Source organism: Pseudactinotalea sp. HY158, assembly GCF_009660225.1.
Lineage (GTDB): Bacteria > Actinomycetota > Actinomycetes > Actinomycetales > Beutenbergiaceae > HY158.
In genome coordinates this window covers 3,540,791-3,557,264 of sequence record NZ_CP045920.1, presented here as the reverse complement: position 1 = coordinate 3,557,264, position 16,474 = coordinate 3,540,791, and the positions used below count along the sequence as shown (strand labels likewise).

16 protein-coding genes are annotated in these 16,474 nt (G+C 69.5%); 12 read left to right on the top strand and 4 right to left on the bottom strand.

All coding sequences use genetic code 11. From position 1 onward, the window contains the following. The first annotated feature begins 220 nt into the window (after nucleotides 1–220). From GCE65_RS15700 to GCE65_RS15685, 4 genes are all read left to right on the top strand, one after another. Nucleotides 221–676, top strand: a complete 456-nt coding sequence (locus GCE65_RS15700; RefSeq protein WP_370460151.1) for a SufE family protein — start codon at nucleotides 221–223, stop codon at nucleotides 674–676. An 80-nt stretch (nucleotides 677–756) separates the two neighbouring features. Next, the gene (locus tag GCE65_RS15695) at nucleotides 757–2,298 is read left to right on the top strand and encodes a hypothetical protein (RefSeq protein ID WP_153879040.1); all 1,542 of its coding nucleotides are present in this window, start codon (nucleotides 757–759) and stop codon (nucleotides 2,296–2,298) included. Between the two features lie 146 nt (nucleotides 2,299–2,444). Beyond that, nucleotides 2,445–2,744 (top strand): hypothetical protein, encoded by a 300-nt coding sequence (locus tag GCE65_RS15690; protein ID WP_153879039.1) that lies wholly within the window; start codon nucleotides 2,445–2,447, stop codon nucleotides 2,742–2,744. 306 nt (nucleotides 2,745–3,050) lie between these two features. Then, entirely contained in the window at nucleotides 3,051–4,034 is a 984-nt protein-coding gene (locus tag GCE65_RS15685) for a TSUP family transporter (protein WP_153879038.1), read from the top strand. Nucleotides 4,035–4,133: 99 nt separating this feature from the next. On the opposite strand, the gene GCE65_RS15680 is transcribed toward GCE65_RS15685, so the two are convergent. Next, on the bottom strand, nucleotides 4,134–5,630 hold the full coding sequence (locus tag GCE65_RS15680) for a plasmid pRiA4b ORF-3 family protein (protein ID WP_153879037.1): 1,497 nt from the start codon (nucleotides 5,628–5,630) through the stop codon (nucleotides 4,134–4,136). 9 nt (nucleotides 5,631–5,639) lie between these two features. Beyond that, on the bottom strand, nucleotides 5,640–6,092 hold the full coding sequence (locus GCE65_RS15675) for a VanZ family protein (protein ID WP_153879036.1): 453 nt from the start codon (nucleotides 6,090–6,092) through the stop codon (nucleotides 5,640–5,642). 19 nt (nucleotides 6,093–6,111) lie between these two features. Here GCE65_RS15675 and GCE65_RS15670 point away from each other — a divergent pair, with 19 nt between their 5' ends. From GCE65_RS15670 to GCE65_RS15645, 6 genes are all read left to right on the top strand, one after another. Continuing rightward, nucleotides 6,112–6,354 (top strand): hypothetical protein, encoded by a 243-nt coding sequence (locus GCE65_RS15670; RefSeq protein WP_153879035.1) that lies wholly within the window; start codon nucleotides 6,112–6,114, stop codon nucleotides 6,352–6,354. After that, complete coding sequence (locus GCE65_RS15665) at nucleotides 6,351–6,590, top strand: hypothetical protein (RefSeq protein ID WP_153879034.1); 240 nt, start codon at nucleotides 6,351–6,353, stop codon at nucleotides 6,588–6,590. Before GCE65_RS15670 ends, GCE65_RS15665 begins: the two co-directional genes overlap by 4 nt. Nucleotides 6,591–6,695: 105 nt before the next feature. Next, complete coding sequence (locus GCE65_RS15660) at nucleotides 6,696–7,271, top strand: 1-acyl-sn-glycerol-3-phosphate acyltransferase (RefSeq protein ID WP_194928747.1); 576 nt, start codon at nucleotides 6,696–6,698, stop codon at nucleotides 7,269–7,271. A gap of 326 nt (nucleotides 7,272–7,597) precedes the next feature. Further along, nucleotides 7,598–10,573 carry a SpaA isopeptide-forming pilin-related protein gene (locus GCE65_RS15655; protein ID WP_153879033.1) on the top strand — a complete coding sequence of 992 codons (2,976 nt, stop codon included), beginning with the start codon at nucleotides 7,598–7,600 and terminating at the stop codon, nucleotides 10,571–10,573. A 71-nt stretch (nucleotides 10,574–10,644) separates the two neighbouring features. Then, nucleotides 10,645–12,078, top strand: coding sequence for a SpaH/EbpB family LPXTG-anchored major pilin (locus GCE65_RS15650; RefSeq protein ID WP_194928746.1), 1,434 nt, complete (start codon nucleotides 10,645–10,647; stop codon nucleotides 12,076–12,078). A gap of 91 nt (nucleotides 12,079–12,169) precedes the next feature. Continuing rightward, nucleotides 12,170–13,120, top strand: coding sequence for a class C sortase (locus GCE65_RS15645; RefSeq protein ID WP_228760008.1), 951 nt, complete (start codon nucleotides 12,170–12,172; stop codon nucleotides 13,118–13,120). On the opposite strand, the gene GCE65_RS15640 is transcribed toward GCE65_RS15645, so the two are convergent. Then, nucleotides 13,089–13,745: a GNAT family N-acetyltransferase gene (locus tag GCE65_RS15640; protein WP_153879031.1), complete on the bottom strand. Its 657-nt coding sequence runs from the start codon at nucleotides 13,743–13,745 to the stop codon at nucleotides 13,089–13,091. The genes GCE65_RS15645 and GCE65_RS15640 overlap by 32 nt on opposite strands. Beyond that, nucleotides 13,745–14,212: a MarR family winged helix-turn-helix transcriptional regulator gene (locus GCE65_RS15635; RefSeq protein ID WP_153879030.1), complete on the bottom strand. Its 468-nt coding sequence runs from the start codon at nucleotides 14,210–14,212 to the stop codon at nucleotides 13,745–13,747. Before GCE65_RS15635 ends, GCE65_RS15640 begins: the two co-directional genes overlap by 1 nt. A 150-nt stretch (nucleotides 14,213–14,362) precedes the next feature. Between GCE65_RS15635 and GCE65_RS15630 the strand changes: the two genes are divergently transcribed. Together GCE65_RS15630 and GCE65_RS15625 are read left to right on the top strand one after the other, a co-directional pair. Beyond that, nucleotides 14,363–15,763, top strand: coding sequence for an LssY C-terminal domain-containing protein (locus tag GCE65_RS15630; RefSeq protein WP_153879029.1), 1,401 nt, complete (start codon nucleotides 14,363–14,365; stop codon nucleotides 15,761–15,763). A 273-nt stretch (nucleotides 15,764–16,036) separates the two neighbouring features. Then, nucleotides 16,037–16,225 carry a hypothetical protein gene (locus GCE65_RS15625; protein ID WP_153879028.1) on the top strand — a complete coding sequence of 63 codons (189 nt, stop codon included), beginning with the start codon at nucleotides 16,037–16,039 and terminating at the stop codon, nucleotides 16,223–16,225. Nucleotides 16,226–16,474 lie beyond the last annotated feature (249 nt).

The following is a 16,474-nucleotide window of genomic DNA, read 5'->3' as shown; positions in this document are numbered from 1 at the left end:
TCATCTCCTAACCGTTTGCGTATACGCAAATATAGGCGACGGGGTTGATGTTGCCAAGCGATACCGCGAGACGCCGAACCACGCGCGCGGCGGCGGGTGGCTGAGCCGAGGCCCGGGCGCCCCGCCCGGCCGCCCGCAACTACGATGGACTCCGGACCGGCCGTGCCCCATGACGCCCGGCCGAGCGAGCAGAGCCCGGAGCCCGGGTGTGGAGGATGACGTGACCGAATCGACCCAGCTACCCGAGGCGTTCGCGGCGATCGTGGCGGACTTCAACGCCATGTCCCCGCCCGACCGGGTGCAGCTGCTGCTCGACTTCAGCGAGGGCCTGCCCGCCCTGCCCGAGCGGCTCGCGAGTCATCCCGAGCTGCTCGAGCCGGTGCCTGAGTGCCAGTCGCCGATCTTCCTGACGGTCGAGGTCGACGGCACCGGCCCGCAGGCCCCGGTCGCCCTGTTCTTCTCCGCCCCGCCCGAGGCGCCGACCACCCGCGGCTTCGCGGGCATCCTCGCCGAGGGCCTGGACGGGCTCAGTGCGGCGCAGATCCTCGCCGTCCCGGCCGACGTCTCGACCACGCTCGGCCTCGCCGAGGTGATCAGCCCGCTGCGGCTGCGCGGCATGACCGGCATGCTCGCCCGCATCCAGCGGCAGGTGCGCGAGAAGGCTGAGCTCGTCTGATCGTCGCTGCTCCCTGCGGCGGCGACCGTGAGCACGGATGCTAGCTTGAATGGTCTGCTGGGACATGAGGAGGTGAACCGGTGGAGGCGTGGGTCTTCGGCATGCGGCGTGCGGATTCGTTCGGTTCGTCCTGGGCCAGAACTCTCTACTATCGACTGTCGGGCCAGGCGCACCGGTGTGGAACGACTCCCGGAACGGACGCGTCGGAGCACCTCCTCGGCTTCGAACGATCTGTCTACCTCTACCTCGGTAGATGCGACCCGGCATTCGGAGATACAGGTATAGCGTGTGAACGGCCGGAACGCCGGATCGGCGTCGCCCCGTTCGATACCGGCGGCATGGCCCAGCGGAAGATCCGGCTTCGATTGGACCTCACCGACGACCAGATGGCCGACCTCGTCCGGCGCCACAGGATGGGTCCGTCGGAGTATGAGGACCTGTGGGCCGCCTGGGGCCGTGACGCATACGACTCGTCGTCGGAATACACGAGTGGCAACGTGCCACGATGGCATCGCTGCGAGGAGGTCGATCTCTCGACGGATGCCAACGAGGCACGTGCCTGGGTCTGGGAGGGAGCGGTGCTCGCCGATGCCGAGTCCTGTGACAGCGTGAGGCCTAGACTGGTGGCACTCTCCGGCGTGCAGTTGGATCGCTACAGGTCGTGGTTGCGTGACAGCGATATCCTGACGAGCGAGGAGTACCGTCAGCATGTGGCGTGGGTGTCGAGAATCCGACTGGATCCCGGAGATCTAGCGGAGTCCCTGGCCCTCAACTCTTACCTTTCCCGAGGAGGCGCAGTGGTAGACCGGTCGAAGGACGAAGACGCCGCAGTGCTGTCCGTCGTCGGGTTCGTCGGCGACTACCGGGGTGGTCGAGACGCCCTTATGGGTTATCGGCCCGTGGTCTCCGATGAGGCGGGCCGGGAGATGGTCGCGCTGCGCGACGACTGGAGACCGGCCGACCTCGAACCCGTACGGATCGGCGACGAGGACTATATCCACCGCTTTCCCGAGGAATACGGTCGTGTTCTGGAGCCGGGCGAGATCATCTGGCTCGCGGGGCAGACGATGGTCAATCGTTGTGTCGACCTCGAGCCGGGCTACACGATGAAGACTTGGTCTTCCTTCACGCATGAGTACCGGTTCCAGGTCGGTCCGCGCGAAAATCTCCAGGAATTGAGTACACGGCTGCTCCAGGCGGCGACGCGGCGGCTCCATGACGCGCTTTACAGCACGCAGGCGATCCGTGCCGGGACGGCGCAAGGGTACTTCCGGGTGATCGACAACCTTCCGTACGCGCCGCTCGTCGAGCGTCAGTTGCAGCGAGGCCTCTACTACTTCGAGTGCCGCGAGATGGCCCATTATGAGATGGTTCGCAGCGACCTGGTCATCGATGGCGTCTTCGACTCGGAGGCCGCAGTGGACGACGCGATTGAGTCGATGCGTGCGGGGCTGCGAGAGACGAGGCTTCGAGAGTTCGTGGAGCCTCTCGGGCGGGGCGAGGAGTGGAAGCGTTCGCGGACGTGGTCCAAGGCTGGAACCGCCCGGTATGTGCGCGCGTCGCAGTGGCAGGTACTGCTGCGTGAGAGCGCGACGTCGACGTTACAACGTTCGATCGGCTGAGCGACCTTACGGGGGTGGTGAGCATGTCACACGATCCAGATGTCACTGGCGGGCCCGCACGGCTCGGACCGGAGTACTCGGACACGGCCGATGGTCAACTGGAGAGTTACCGCGACCAATTGGAGACTCCCGAGTACGTTGCGGACTTGACCAGTGCGGCCGCGACCTACCTGGCCGGAGCCGAACGGTTCGAGCCCGGCACGCCGGTCGAGTGGCGGGACCTCCTGCGGAGTATGAGGCTGCCCGACTACGGCGCGCCCGCCGTGTTCATCCGGTATCTGGACCAGACCGATTACGCGCGAGCGGGTGCCGGGATGTTCGGAGAGCTGCGAATGCTGGACGACTGCCTCATCGGGATCCTCGATGGCGAGCGGGACCTCGTGGTGATTCCCGTCGAAAGCCGCCGGTTGATGCCGTGGCGTGGCGCGGCCGGCGACGGGGATTGACACATGCCTGCGGTGGGCCGGAATCGGGCCCGAACCGGCCGCGCCCCAGGCCATACGGCTCGACGAGCAGAGCCCGACGGTCCGGGCGGAAGGAGCACGTGACCGAGACGACCAGCCGGCGCATGCTGGTCGAGCCGGTCCGTGAATGTCGCTCACGGCTGGATGGATCCAGGCGGCTCAACCCGGGCTCGCCCGGGTGCTTGTGGACGGCGCCCGGCCCGGCTTCGTGATCGCGTTCCGCATTCCTGGCTACCCTCGTCGGATGGAGACGGTCGGCTCGATCGCAGCAGCAGGGGCCGGTGAGGGATGAGCCTCGTGGCGCACCTGCCCGAGCTGTCGGCGCTCGCCTGGGCGGCGCTCGTGCTGGCCGCGGTCGCGACCGGGGTGAGCAAGGCGGCCGTGCCGGCGGTCGGCGCGATCGGGGTCGTGCTCGCCGCGGCGGTCATCCCGGCGCGTGAGTCGACGGGCACGATGCTCGTGCTCTTCCTGCTCGGCGACGTGTTCGCGCTCACGGCCTACGGCCGCCATGCCCACTGGTCGATGCTCGCGCGGATGGCGCCCAACGTCGTGCTCGGGATGGTGCTCGGCTTCGCCTTCCTCGCGGTCGCCGACGATCAGGGCACCGCGATCGCCATCGGGCTCATCCTCCTCGCGCTCATGGGCCTGGGCCTCGTGCAGCGGGCGGCGCAGCAGCGTGCGGGCCGGGCGAGCGCCGATGAAGCGATCGCCGCCGAGCGGCGTGGGGCGGTGGGAACCGGGCGTATGGACGACGCGGGGTCCGGTCCCCGGGGTGCGTCACCGGCCGTATCGGCGGGAGACGCCGGGTCGGCCGGCTCGGCGAGTGAGGCCGGAGGGCCGGAGGGCACGGCGAGCGGTGCCGAAGGCGGGGAACCGGCGGGGGCGAGCGCCGTCGTCCGTAGGCGACGACTATCGGCGGTGATCTACGGCTCGGCGGGCGGATTCACCTCGATGGTGGCGAATGCGGGCGGGCCGGTCATGAGCATGTACTTCCTCGTGATGCGGCTCGGGGCGCGCACGTTCCTCGGCACGGCGGCGTGGTTCTTCGCCGTCACGAACCTGATGAAGCTGCCGTTCTCGGTGGGCCTCGGGCTCATCTCGTGGCCGCACGTGCTGCTCAGCGTCGTGCTCGTGCCGGCGCTCGCGGCCGGGTTCTTCCTCGGGCGGTTCGTGATCACCCGGATCGCGCAGGGCGCGTTCGAGCGGGTGATCGTGGTCGCGACCCTCCTCGGGGCCGGCTACCTCGTGGTGCAGGGCTTCGCGGGTCTGTGAGGGCTCGCGCGACCGAGCCCGCCGCGCCGAACGCGGGATCGTGGGCAGCTCCGGGCCCGGCACCTCGCCATGATCCCGCGTTCGGGCTGCGATGAGGTGCTACCGCCGCAGGATCACGGCCCGGGCGGTGGCGGCCACGGCCGGGTCGGACCCGGTGAGGCCGCCGTGGCGGAGGCGACCGGCGAGCACCTCGAGCACGTCGAGGGTCGGGTTGTACACCGGGAGGCCGCCCAGGTACCCGTCGCCGCCCGCGCGCCAGCCCACGCCGGTGAGCAGGGCAGCGATCTCCTCGCGCCAGTCCTGGGCGGGGGTGCCCGCGGCGACGACCGCCAGCGAGAGCCAACCGGCCTCCCGATCGAAGTCGCTCGTGCCCTTGGGCAGCCGGGTGAGGAGATGACGCCACAGTTCGAGCGGGTTCTCGCGGTGCTTCCGGGCGATCGCGGTCGCGGAGAGCCGGCCCGAGCGCACCGTGACGAGCCCGAGCGAACGGGCCGCCTCGCGCAGCAGCGCCACGGGCCAGGTCTGATCCTCCCGGTTGACCTTGCCGATCCACCAGCCCGCGATGCCCGTCTCCTCGGCGAGCGCGGTGACCGTCGCCGGGGGGAGCTTGCCGGCCTTGGTCAACTGGATCCCGTCGCCGACGACGTCGAGCAGGGTCAGAAACGGGCCGATCATGCGGGCGGCGTCGTGCTCGCTCACGGCCGGGTCTGCCGCGCCCGTGCCGTCCGGGGCCTCCGCGACCGCGCCGGCCGCGGTGGCCGCGGCGAGCCGCGCGATGAGCCCGGTCGCCACCGGGTCGCCGCTCCGGCCGAGCTGCTCCAGGAGGTCGGCCAGCGGCCCGGCCACCGGCAGGGGCCGCGTGTGGGCGAGCGCCTCGTTCGCCTCCGCCACGTCGAACCGGTCGGGATGCCAGTGCGGCCCCAGCCAGGTGCGGGCGTGCTCGGCGTCGTCGAACACCGGCGGGACCGCGGCCGGGTCGCAGCCGCCCCGCACCCACTCGGCGAGCTCGGCATAGCCCCAGATCCCGCCGCAGTCCTCGGGCGGGCAGGCCATCCGCCCGCCGATGCACCTGGGTTCGGCGGGGGCGTCGTCCATGATCTGTTCCACGGTGAGCACATGCTCCCAGCCATCGCCGAAGTCGTACTCGTACCAGAGCCGGTCGCCCGCCGCCGCGACCACCTGATCGAGGCGGACGTCGCGCTCGGGCACGCCCTGCTCGCCCTCCTCGACGTCGTAGGAGGACAGGAAGTGGCCGGCCCGGTGATCGCTGCCCGTGCGGAACCGGTGCAGGTGGGTGTCGGTCCAGCCCATCGCGGCCTGCAGCACGCGGTGGAGCACGTCGAGCCGCAGGTCGCCCGGCAGTTCGAGCCGGCGCCACACGGGCGGCTTGGCGCCGACGAGGTCGAGGCGCACGCGCACGCCGCGCGTCCGGGCCGGCGGGGCGGTCATGGCGGGCGCGGGCGTGGCGAGCGCCTCGTCCACGATCCGGGTGGAGTGGCCGGTGACCAGGGCGTCGATGAGGGAGCGCTGCTGCTCGGGGGTCATCTCGCCCAGGACCTGCTCGGCCAGGCGGCGGGCGTCGTCGGGTGAGGGCATGCTACCCAGTCAATCATCGACCGGCTCCCGGCGGATCAGCGACACGAGCCCGACTCCGGCGGCGGCGCCGAGGGCGTCGATGAGCACGTCGGTCACGGCGGGCCCGCGGCCGGGTACGAAGGACTGGTGGAACTCGTCGCTCGCGGCGTAGGCGACCGTGATCAGGAACGGCCACAGGATCGCGCCGGCGCCTCGGGTGCCCGGCCGGGCGCGCCACGCCCACGCGACCAGCGCCCCGAGCACGAGGTACTCGGCCATGTGGGCGCCCTTGCGCACGAGGAATTGGAGGGTGTCGGCATCGATGGCGCCGGGCAACCACGCGAGGGTGCCGGAGAGCGCATCGGTGATCCGCAGGCTCAGCCCGCCTGAGCCGGTGCCGCTCTGGGAACTGAACGCGAAGATCACGGCCATCCAGGCGATCACGAGCAGCCACCGGGCGGCGGAGCGGGCGGTGGGAGCCATCGATCCTCACTCTCGGTGCGTGTCGCCGGGTCGCGGCGATGATACGCCCGCCCGAACGCAACTCGCGCCTGCGCGCGCGGGCGAGCGGGCGTCGTCCATTCGCGTGGCGGGCACCGTGGCGGCCACGCGCGCCCTGACCTGCCCGCGTGTGCTCGACGCATCGAGCCCGCGGGCGCTTTGCGATCGGCAGTCGTTCGCGATCAACCACTCCATCGATACGTCGCATCTACGCGAGCTGCTCGCGCGGAGCCTGACCGGATGAGCGTGGATTGCGACGTCGTGGTTCGTCGTCTCGCGGCGCGGGCCGGATTCATCACCGCGGACACGGCGCGCGCCCTGCGGGCGTCGGTGGGTCTGCGACACGTGTTGACCGTCGATATCGACCTCGCCCTCGTGGCCGGCGCGATCCCGATGGCGCCGGAGTATTACCGCAGCCATGTACGCGAGGTCGCCTCTGCGCTCGCGGCCCGGCGGCCTATGGACGGCGCCCCCGGGTGAACCTGAGCGCGCCTGTGCGGCGCCGGGCACGCGCCGTGGCGGATCGCGTGGCGAAGGTCGTGCCGTCTCCCGGGCGCAGCTGCGCGGTGGCCCTAGGCTGACGCCATGCTGACGAGACTTGCCGCCCGGGCGTTCTGGCGGTTGAGCCGCTGGACGATGGTCGCCGAGCCACTGCCTGCGGTCGGAACCGTGATCATCGGGGCGCCGCACACCTCGAACTGGGACTTCATCTTCATGCTCGCCACCGGCTGGCGAGCGGGCGTGCGGTTCAGTTGGCTGGGCAAGCAGCAGCTGTTCGCCGGGCCGCTCGGGCCGCTCATGCGGGGGCTCGGGGGGATCCCGGTCGATCGATCGGGGGCGCGCGGTCTCGTGGCCACGATCGTGGCGCGGGTGGAGGCGGGGGAGCGGCTCGCGCTCGTGGTCACGCCGGAGGGCACGCGCGGGCGCGGTGAGTACTGGCGGTCGGGCTTCTACCGGATCGCGACCGGGGCCGGCCTCCCGCTCACGCTCGGGTTCGTTGATCGCGACACGATGACGTGCGGGATCGGCCCGACCATCGACCTCTCCGGCGAGGTCCGTTCCGACATGGACGCGGTGCGGGCCTTCTATGCGGACAAGTCGGGCTTCCGGCCCGGGCTCGTCACGCCTCCGCGGCTGCGGGAAGAGGACGCCGGCGCCTGATCGGCTGGTGAGGCGGCCCGGACGCCGGAGGCGGACCGGGCGGCTTTCGAATGCCCTGCATGGACGTCCGTCTCACCCGCATCTCACCCTCCCTCACCCTATTTGGGCTGGAAGTTCACCCTGCGCTAGCTAAAAGTTGAGTGCGTGACGTCGAGACGTAGACCTATGGTTGTAAATCGTTAGTCGAACGTCGCGGGAGCCGTAGATCGGCGCGACGACACATGCTAGTCGAAGGGGAGTTGCCCATGTTTCGCCATGCGCTGAGGCCGAAAGGCTCGACGACCGCGCTCGGTGGCGGGGGTCGACCTGGACGGTCCTCTCGGCACGTGACGCGCAGGAGCCGGGCCGCGCTCGGTGGCCTGGCCGCCGCCGTGCTCACCCTCGGACTCGCCGGTGCCGCCGTGCCCGCGCTCGCCGGCGATGCCGACGAGGAGCCCCTCGACCAGCTCGTGACCGACGCGCCCACGGAGGGTGCGACGGTCGACAACGCGGACGCCACGGGCGACGCGACCACGAACAGCCCCGTCACCGATGGGACGGAATCCGCCGACAATGACGATCCCGAGGATCCCGCCCAGGGATCGTCGGTCGGACAGGTCGGTGGCGGGGCCTCAACCCCCGGCGAGGTCGGTGCGGGTGAGTCGCCGACCGCGACCGGCGATCACGATTCCCGCCGGCCCGACCGGTTGGGCGCTGGCGTAGCGCCCGTGATTCCGGCAGCACCCGCCGGCGCAGAGCCATCCGCACAAGCGGTCACCGCGGCACCGGCGTCGAGCTCCGCACTTCCCTCGCGCCTCGCGCCGGTCCCATTCGGCAACGTGACCACCGGAACGATCGACGCCCAAGTGTCGAGCCTGACTAATGGAGTCAGCAACCGTCTCTACGCAAATTACAACGGATCGAACTACTCGTATTCAAGCTCCGGACCGAGTGGGTGGGTGGACCAAAATGGTGAGGCGTTCGGAGGGCATGGAGCGTCGAGCGGTTACCACTCCGGCAACTATATTACCAGCAAAATGAGCGCCATCGGGGTGACGCCTTCAACCGGCGGAACTGTTGCCTCAGGCTCACCCTTCCTGCTGGCCAGCACGACTCATTACAACCACGTAATCTATCCACAGTGGTACGACAGTGAATACCTGAACGGAGAACTACAGCTCCGCCTCAACGGATTCGGTGGACAGGTGCTCAAATTCCCCTGGCGACTATGGGAGACAACCAACGATGGGACGTCGACCGGTGGAAGTGCCACGTGTGCCGACGGTAACCCCAGATATGGGACTGATAGTGGGCTGAACGATCGGGGATGCGCTGACCTGATCACGTTCACGAGCCAAATCAGCAATACCGTGCTGACGAAGGATGGCGTCGACTACCGGCTGGTCATCGACGGATTCTACCCAGCTGCGGGGGACGTGTGCCCCGCCGAAATGCCCAGTACTACGCAGAACTCATTCTGGACACGTGAGGATGACGAGACCACCGCCTGCATCTACGGGTCGCTCACCCAGGTGCGCTCCCTGACGGTCGTCAAGCAGGTGGTCGACGCCGCCGGTGTCAACATCCCGAACTTCCCGTTCAGCACGGCCTCCGATCTCGACGGGTCGGCCTGGGAGGACGACGGCACGCCGCTGACCTTCGGCCTCAAGCCGCCGTCGGCGACCGAGAGTGCTTCGCGCACGGGTGAGATCCTTCAGGGCGAGGCTGTGACGATCACCGAGAACCCGCCGACCGGCTGGGTCATCGACGATATCCAGTGTTCTGGCGCCGGCGTCACGTCGGATGACTACACGGTCTCGAACGGAACCGTCACCATTACCGCGCCGTTCGCCGATGGGGACAGCACAGACATCACGTGCACCTACACGAACAAGCCGCTCAAGGGCACAGTCACCTGGAGCAAGACCGATGCGGCGACGGACGTGCTGCTCGGTGGATCCACCTGGACCCTCGAACTGCCGGACAGCACAACGCGAACCATTACGGACTGCGTAGGCGGCACGTGTGGCACGGCCCTCTACACCGACCAGGACGCCGCTGTGGGCAAGTTCAAGCTGACAGGGCTTCCGCTCGGAACCTATTCGCTCACCGAGCAGGCAGCGCCGAACGGATACGTCGCGGACACGCAGACCAGGACCTTCACGATCGGCGCCGGCGATCTCGACGAGGCGTTCGGAGAGATCAAGAACATTGCCAAGGCGAGCCTCGTCGTCCAGAAGGAGTGGGTGATCAACGGCGGCGCCCCTGTTCCCAACGGTGAGCAGCCCGCAGGCCTGAGTGCAGCTCTCCAGCTCGCCGGCGCAGACCACAACTGGGACACCGCGTTGGCGGGGCTGCAGGGTGACGTGATCACCCTCGCCGAGACCACGACGATCGCGACGAACGACCCCACCGTCACGGGCTGCACCGTCGACTCCCAGGCGATCACTGAGATCAACGGAGCGGCAGCGACAGGAGACCTCTCCGGCGGCGGCACCGTCGATGTGACCCTCACCGAGATCGAGAACACGGCAACCGTCACGAACACGGTCTCCTGCCAGACGCTGACGATCATCAAGAGCGTCGATGCCGGTGACTTCGGCACCGACGTAGCAGCGGGATCCGCGTGGGATGGCTACCTGTTCGCCGAGCGTGACGGCTCGATGCTGACCTTCGACAGCGGAGATACCAAGCATGTCGTCAGCGGTACGTACGTCGTGAGTGAGGATGTCACGGCGGTTCCGGGCTATGAATTCGAGAGTCTCGCGTGTACGGCCGGTGGCGACCCGGTTGCCAGTGACTATGGCAATGTCCAGGTTGCATCGGGCGAGGATGTCACGTGCGTGCTCACCAACCGCGCCCTGCCCGGATCGGTCAGCTGGTCGAAGGTCAACCGGAACGATGACCTGCTCGCCGGTTCGGTCTGGACCTTGACGGGCCCGGGCTTGGCGTCGGGCGTCTCCGTCACCGATTGCACCAAGGCGCTGTGCTCGACGGATCCGTTCACGGATCAGAATCCCGACGCCGGAGAGTTCCTCATCGAGGGTCTCAAGTGGGGCGACTACACTCTGGTCGAGACGACTGCCCCTCCTGGCTACCAGCTCGACGAGACAGAGCGCACCTTCACGATTACCGCAGCGAATCTCGACTATGGGTTTGCTGAGGCGTTCGTCAACGACCAGCAGGGCGGTCCCGCCCTTCCCCTGACCGGCGGATTCGGACGTGACCACGTCTACATCGCGGGAGCGGCGACCCTGCTGCTCTCCCTCATGGCCTACGGCGCGACCAAGGTCCAGCGCCGCCGGAGCCGGCGGAGCGCCTGATGAGGCGCCGCGCACACCCCCATCTGACCGGCGCCCCCGCCGTGTTGGTACCAACCGAAAGAAGGAATGGAATGAAAACGAGGACGACGTCGCTCAAGCGACTCGCCGCCGGCGCGGGGGCCCTTTCCCTCGCGATGGTCGGCCTCATCAGCACCGCGGCCACCGCGGCCCCCGGTGATGACCCTGTGGTCGGCAACATCGACTCCGGTGCGACCGGCTCGATCATGGTGCATAAGCACGAAGAACACAGCGCCAGCGAGGATGGCAACCCGGCAGGCGATCCGATCGGGGGCGTCGAGTTCACGGTCCAGGAGGTTCTCCTGGGTGGCAGTTCGGTGCCCCTGGCCACTGCCGAGGGCTGGGACGCCATCGATGGGCTCTCTCCCGGGGACGTTCCTGGTAATGGCTTCACCCTTGACACCGGCACCACAGCTGTGACCGACGGTGACGGTGAAGCTCCCTTCACGGGACTCAACGTCGGATTTTATCTCGTGACGGAGACCGCTTCCGGACCGAACCTCATTGCAACGCCCGCCGCTCCGTTCTTCGTCGCGATCCCGATGCCCACGGACACCGGCGCGTGGGACTACGACGTAGACGCCTACCCCAAGAACATCCTCGGCGACTTCACGCCGACGAAGACGGCCGGCGACCACAGCCAGGAGATCCGCGAGGGTGCCACCGCGCTGTGGACCATCGGCGTACCGGTGCCTGCTGCTGAGTTCGACTACGAGTCGCTCACCATCAGCGACGTCATCGGAGCCGGCATGACGTTCGACAGCTGGGTCAGCGTGAGCATCGATAATGTGGCGCTGGACCCTGACACCGACTACGAGGTCTCGGCCGACAACAGCACCGTGACGCTTCTCGGGCCGGGACTCGACCAGCTCAACGCGATCACCGATGCTCAGACGAGTGCCAACGTGACCGCCGTGATCCGGACGACGATCGATGACATCGGCGTCCTCGAGAACACGGCGACGGTCACGCTGAACGGCAAGCCGGTTGACACCCCGTCCGTGAGCACGAACTGGGGTGCCCTCCACCTCACCAAGGTCGATGACGGGAACAACGACGTCACCCTCCCGGGCGCGGTGTTCGAGCTCCGTGCGGCCGATTCGGATGGCCTGTGCAACAACCCGGGTGACCTGATCGAGAAGTCGGCCCCGACCGCTGACGATGGCGTGGCGAACTTCGAGTTCTTCGTCGGTAACAACGAAGACACCACGCGGAAGGTCTGTGTCGTCGAAACGGTGGCCCCGGCTGGCTACGTGCTGCCGGCCAACGCCGTGTTCGGTCCGTTCACCATTGACGCAGCTTCGACTGCAGAGGGTGACGTGCCCGCCGCCACGTGGGCCGCAGACATCGAGAACCACAAGGCGGAGGGCCCGAACCTGCCGCTCACCGGTTCCACCGGAACCCTGCTGTTCACGATCGTGGGCATTGCCCTCATCGCGACCGGCGGAACGATCGCGGCCGTGCGCCACTCCCGCTCGAAGGCCTGAGCCTTCGCAGCACACGGTGACTAGCCGTTAAGCCCGAAGGGGCGAGGAGGTTCACCCCTCCTCGCCCCTTCGGCTCACTGAAGGGATCCCAGTGATTACGCTCGACACGCCCCCGCAACACACCCCCGAGCCCGCCCCGCCCGCCCGCTGGCGGATGCCCTGGGCCACCGCCGGCGTCGCCCTCCTGGCCGTCATCGGGGTACTCGCCATCCTCTACCCGAGCACCGCCTCCTGGTTCTCCCAGTACAACCAGTCGAAGGTCGTCGAGGGGCTCGACTCCGTCGTCGACGAGGGCCCGCCCGCCCGGCTCATGAACGAACTCGACGAGGCCCGCGCCTACAACGACGCACTCGTCGGCGGCGAGCTCGGCACCGGTGCCCTGCTCGACCCGTCGAGTAACGTGCCCACCTCCGACGGCGTCTCCCCCGGCGGATTCGACTACAACGAGCTGCTGCGCGCGACCAACGACGGCGTCATGGCCCGCCTGCGCATCCCCGCCATCAAGGTCGACCTGCCGATCTACCACGGCACCTCCGACGACGTGCTCGCCAAGGGCGTCGGCCACCTCGAGGGCACGTCCCTGCCCGTCGGCGGCCTCTCCCAGCACTCGGTGCTCACGGCCCACCGCGGCCTTCCCGAGGCCAGCCTCTTCAACGACCTGAACAAGCTGGCCATCGGCGACACGTTCACGATCGAGGTCTTCGGCGAGGTGCTCACCTACCAGGTCAACAGCACCCAGACGATCCTCCCCGACGAGACCCAGTCCCTCCTGCCCGAGTACGGCGAGGACCTCGTCACCCTCGTCACCTGCACCCCGCTCGGCATCAACACCCACCGTTACCTCGTGACCGGCGAGCGCATCCTGCCCACCCCCGCCGCCGACATCGCCGCCGCGGGCACGCGCCCCGACATCCCCGGCTTCCCCTGGTGGGCCCTCTCCCTCGGCGGAGTCGTGGTCACCTACGCCGCGATCATCGTGATCGCCGGCCGTCCCAAGAAGACCGACAAGCCTATGGACGACGCCCGCTCGCCTCGGGCGTGAACGGCCACCGGCCGCGCAACTCGTCCCACTCCTCCCGGACCACGCCCATGACGACGGCGTCGTGCACGCCGCCCGCCCAGCGCCGCGCCCGGCGGTAGCGGCCCTCCTCGACGAAGCCGAGCCGCCGGCCCACGGCGATCATGCCGGGATTGCCCGAATAGGTGGCGAAGTCGAGGCGCAGGGCGTCGGTGTGATCGAAGAGGTAGGAGGTCCACAGGGCAATCGCCTCGGTGCCGAGCCCGCGCCCCCAATACGCCTCGTCGTGGATCGCGATCCCCATCCGGCGCCAGTCCGTCACGTGCGATTCCCAGTACCAGGAGACGAGCCCGATGAGCACGGCGGCTCCCGGCCCGCCCTCCGAGTCGGCTCCGGGACCGCTCTCCGCGGCGGGGCCGGGCACGCAGATCGCGAGCATCGAGCGCGGGTCGGGAAGCCGGGCGTGGTCCGTGCCGGCGAGCTCCCGGAACCGCCGGTCATCGTCGGCGAGCTCCGCCCGGCTCGGCTGACCGAAATAGGGGCCGTTCGTGCGGCGCCACGGGCGGTCGAGCGCCGTGAGATCGGCGAGCCGGTCGCCGTCCGCAGGTTCCAGATCCCGCAGCAGCACGCCCCGCCCGCGCAGCAGCATCAGCGCAGGCGCCCGATCCGGGCCACGATCTGCGCGCCCACGCGGCCGAACGCGGCCAGGTCGTCGGGGGAGGCGGCGTCCACCACGAGCTCGCGGGCGTGGGCGACGTGCCCCGGCGCCGCCTGCTCCACGCGCTCCCGGCCGGCGTCGGTGAGGATCGCGACCGTGGCGCGCCGGTCCGCCGGGTCGGGCTCGCGGGTCACGAGGCCGGAGTTCTCGAGCCGGCGGGCCACGTGGGAGAGCCGGGAGAGCGACCCGTTCGTGGTCGCGGCCAGCTCCGACATGCGCAGCCGCTGCTCCGGGGCCTCGGCGAGCATCCCGAGCACCATGTACTCGAAGAACGTGAGGCCGGCGTCCCGCTCGAGCTGCGAATCGAGCGCTCCAGGAAGCTTCGTGAGCAGGGCGGTGAGCGCCAGCCAGGCCGACTTCTCCTGCTCGCTGAGCCACTGCACGTCGTCCGGACCCACCGCTGCCTCACATACTTTCCGCTAGCCGCGGGCCGCTCCACACGGCCTCGCCTGCGCCAATGTACCCGCCCGGGCGGTCATGGCGCACCGAACTTTCGTCGGCCGCGGCCCGGATGGTGACGGCGCGTGTCGATCTGATTAGGTTGAGCCATGGTCTCCACCTTCTCCCGTCGCGCCCACGCGGCCGTCGAGGTGGCCCGCGCCGACCCGATGCGCTTCGTGGACCGGGTGTTCTTCGTCTACGGAACGGCCGCGGCGACCTGGCTCGCGTTCCTGCTCATCCACCAGCTCCTCACCTCCGGCTGGCGACACATCTGGGCGTTCATCCCGTTCTGGCTGATCGTCACCTACCTGCTGCTGCCGCGGGTGCACTCGGTGCTCTCGCGGATCTACCTGCCGGACTACTTCATCGGCCGCTCCCGCACCCGGGAGGGCCTGCTCGGCGACCCGGTCAACCTCGTGCTGCTCGGCAGCGAGGACCACGTGCACACGGCGATGCTGCGTGCCGGCTGGCACCGGGCCGACGAGCTCAACCTGACCTCCGGATGGCGGCTCGTGGCGGCCACGCTCCGGCGCACCACGTACCCGGACGCCCCGGTGAGCTCGCTGTTCCTGTTCGGGAGGCGGCAGGCGTTCACGTACCAGCAGGAGGAGCAGGGGAATCCGGCTCAGCGCCACCATGTGCGCTTCTGGCCCGCGCCCGAGGGCTGGCTGCTGCCCGGCGGGCGGCGGGTCGACTGGCTCGCCGCGGGCACCTACGACCGGGCGGTGGGGCTGTCGCTGTTCACGGGCCAGGTCACCCACCGGATCGCGGCCGATATCGACGTGGAGCGCGACCACATCGTGGCCACCCTGACCCGGCCCGAATCGGGGAACGAGCGCATCGGGGTCGAGGTGCTCGCAAGTTTCTCCTCCGGCTACCACCACCGCAACGGCGGGGGCGACCGGATCCGCACCGACGGGGATCTGCCGATCGTGGACCTGCGCCCGCTGCCGCCCGCGTCCACGGCGGTCCGGGAGCAGATCGAGGCGGACCGGGCCGAGGCGGGTCAACGCCGCCGCGTCCCCCTGACCCTGGCGTTCGGCGTGCTCGTCATGCTGCTGCGGGTCGTGGCGGGGGTGGTCTCGGTCAACTGGCTCATCGGCCTCGGCTCCGCGACGCTCGCGACCCTGCCGATCGTGCGGCCCGTCGCCGACCTGCTCGGCCTGAGCGACGCCGCCACCTATGCCACCGTGATCGTCATCGTGGGCACCTTCCTGGCCACCTATCTCGTGCTGGCCGGATTCGTCTACGCCGGCTACGGGTGGGCGCGCACGTCGGTGCTCGGCCTGTCGGTGGCAAGCACGTCACTGTGGACGGTCATGTGGTTCATCGAGGTCTCCGAGCGCACCCTCGCCCTCAACCTCGTGGGCACCGCCGCCGAGATCATGGTGGTGCTCGTACTCTCGGGCGACATCGCGCGCCTCTACGTCGCCAGACGCCGCATCGCCCGCCAGCAGCTCCGGGCCACCCGGCCCACCCGGCCCACCCGGTTCCTCGCCCGCCGCTGACCCGCGCGCGCACTCGGGCCCCGTCGGTCCCACGCCCGTCGCTGACCCGCGCTGTGGCCCTGTCGGTCCCACGCCCGTCGCTGACCCGCGCTGTGGCCCTGTCGGTCCCACGCCCGTCGCTGACCCCGCGCTCGGGCCTCGTCGGTTCCGCCCCACGGCCCCGGCGGTCTCACGGCCCCGGCGGTTCTCCCCGTCGCCGTCGGCCTTACGGCCCCGGCGGTCTCATGGCCCGGCGGTTCTCCTCGTCGTCGATTCGCCGACCAGGGTGAAATCGTGGCTATCCGGCTCTGGATCCGCGGTTCCGCCCTGGTCGCGGGCAAGATCCCGGGTTCCACCCTGGTCGCGGGCACGATCCCGGGCTTCGCCCTGGTCGAGGGCTCGATCCGGGGTTCCACCCTGGTCGTCGCCTCGCGGCGGGCCGTGCTGCCGCCCTTGGCTTCGTTAGCTCGCCGACCAGGGTGAAGTCGTGGCTATCGGGCTCTGGATCCGGGGATTCGCCCTGGTCGCGGGGGAGATCCCGGGTCTCGCCCTGGTCGCGGGGGAGATCCCGGGTTCCACCCTGGTCGCGGGCACGATCCCGGGTTTCGCCGTGGTCGAGGGCTTGATCCGGGGTTCCACCCTGGTCGTCGCCTCGCGGCGGGTCCGTGCTGCCGCCCTCGGCTTCGTCAGTTCGCCGACCAGGGCGGAATCGTGGGTATCCGGCTCTGGATC

Bases quoted from the DNA above. Each gene is read 5' to 3' on its own strand.
- GCE65_RS15685 (WP_153879038.1), top strand. From the start codon at position 3,051: ATGAGCCTCGTGGCGCACCTGCCCGAGCTGTCGGCGCTCGCCTGGGCG.
- GCE65_RS15680 (WP_153879037.1), bottom strand. From the start codon at position 5,630: ATGCCCTCACCCGACGACGCCCGCCGCCTGGCCGAGCAGGTCCTGGGC.
- GCE65_RS15675 (WP_153879036.1), bottom strand. From the start codon at position 6,092: ATGGCTCCCACCGCCCGCTCCGCCGCCCGGTGGCTGCTCGTGATCGCC.
- GCE65_RS15665 (WP_153879034.1), top strand. From the start codon at position 6,351: ATGAGCGTGGATTGCGACGTCGTGGTTCGTCGTCTCGCGGCGCGGGCC.
- GCE65_RS15660 (WP_194928747.1), top strand. From the start codon at position 6,696: ATGCTGACGAGACTTGCCGCCCGGGCGTTCTGGCGGTTGAGCCGCTGG.
- GCE65_RS15650 (WP_194928746.1), top strand. From the start codon at position 10,645: ATGAAAACGAGGACGACGTCGCTCAAGCGACTCGCCGCCGGCGCGGGG.
- GCE65_RS15640 (WP_153879031.1), bottom strand. From the start codon at position 13,745: ATGCTGCTGCGCGGGCGGGGCGTGCTGCTGCGGGATCTGGAACCTGCG.
- GCE65_RS15630 (WP_153879029.1), top strand. From the start codon at position 14,363: ATGGTCTCCACCTTCTCCCGTCGCGCCCACGCGGCCGTCGAGGTGGCC.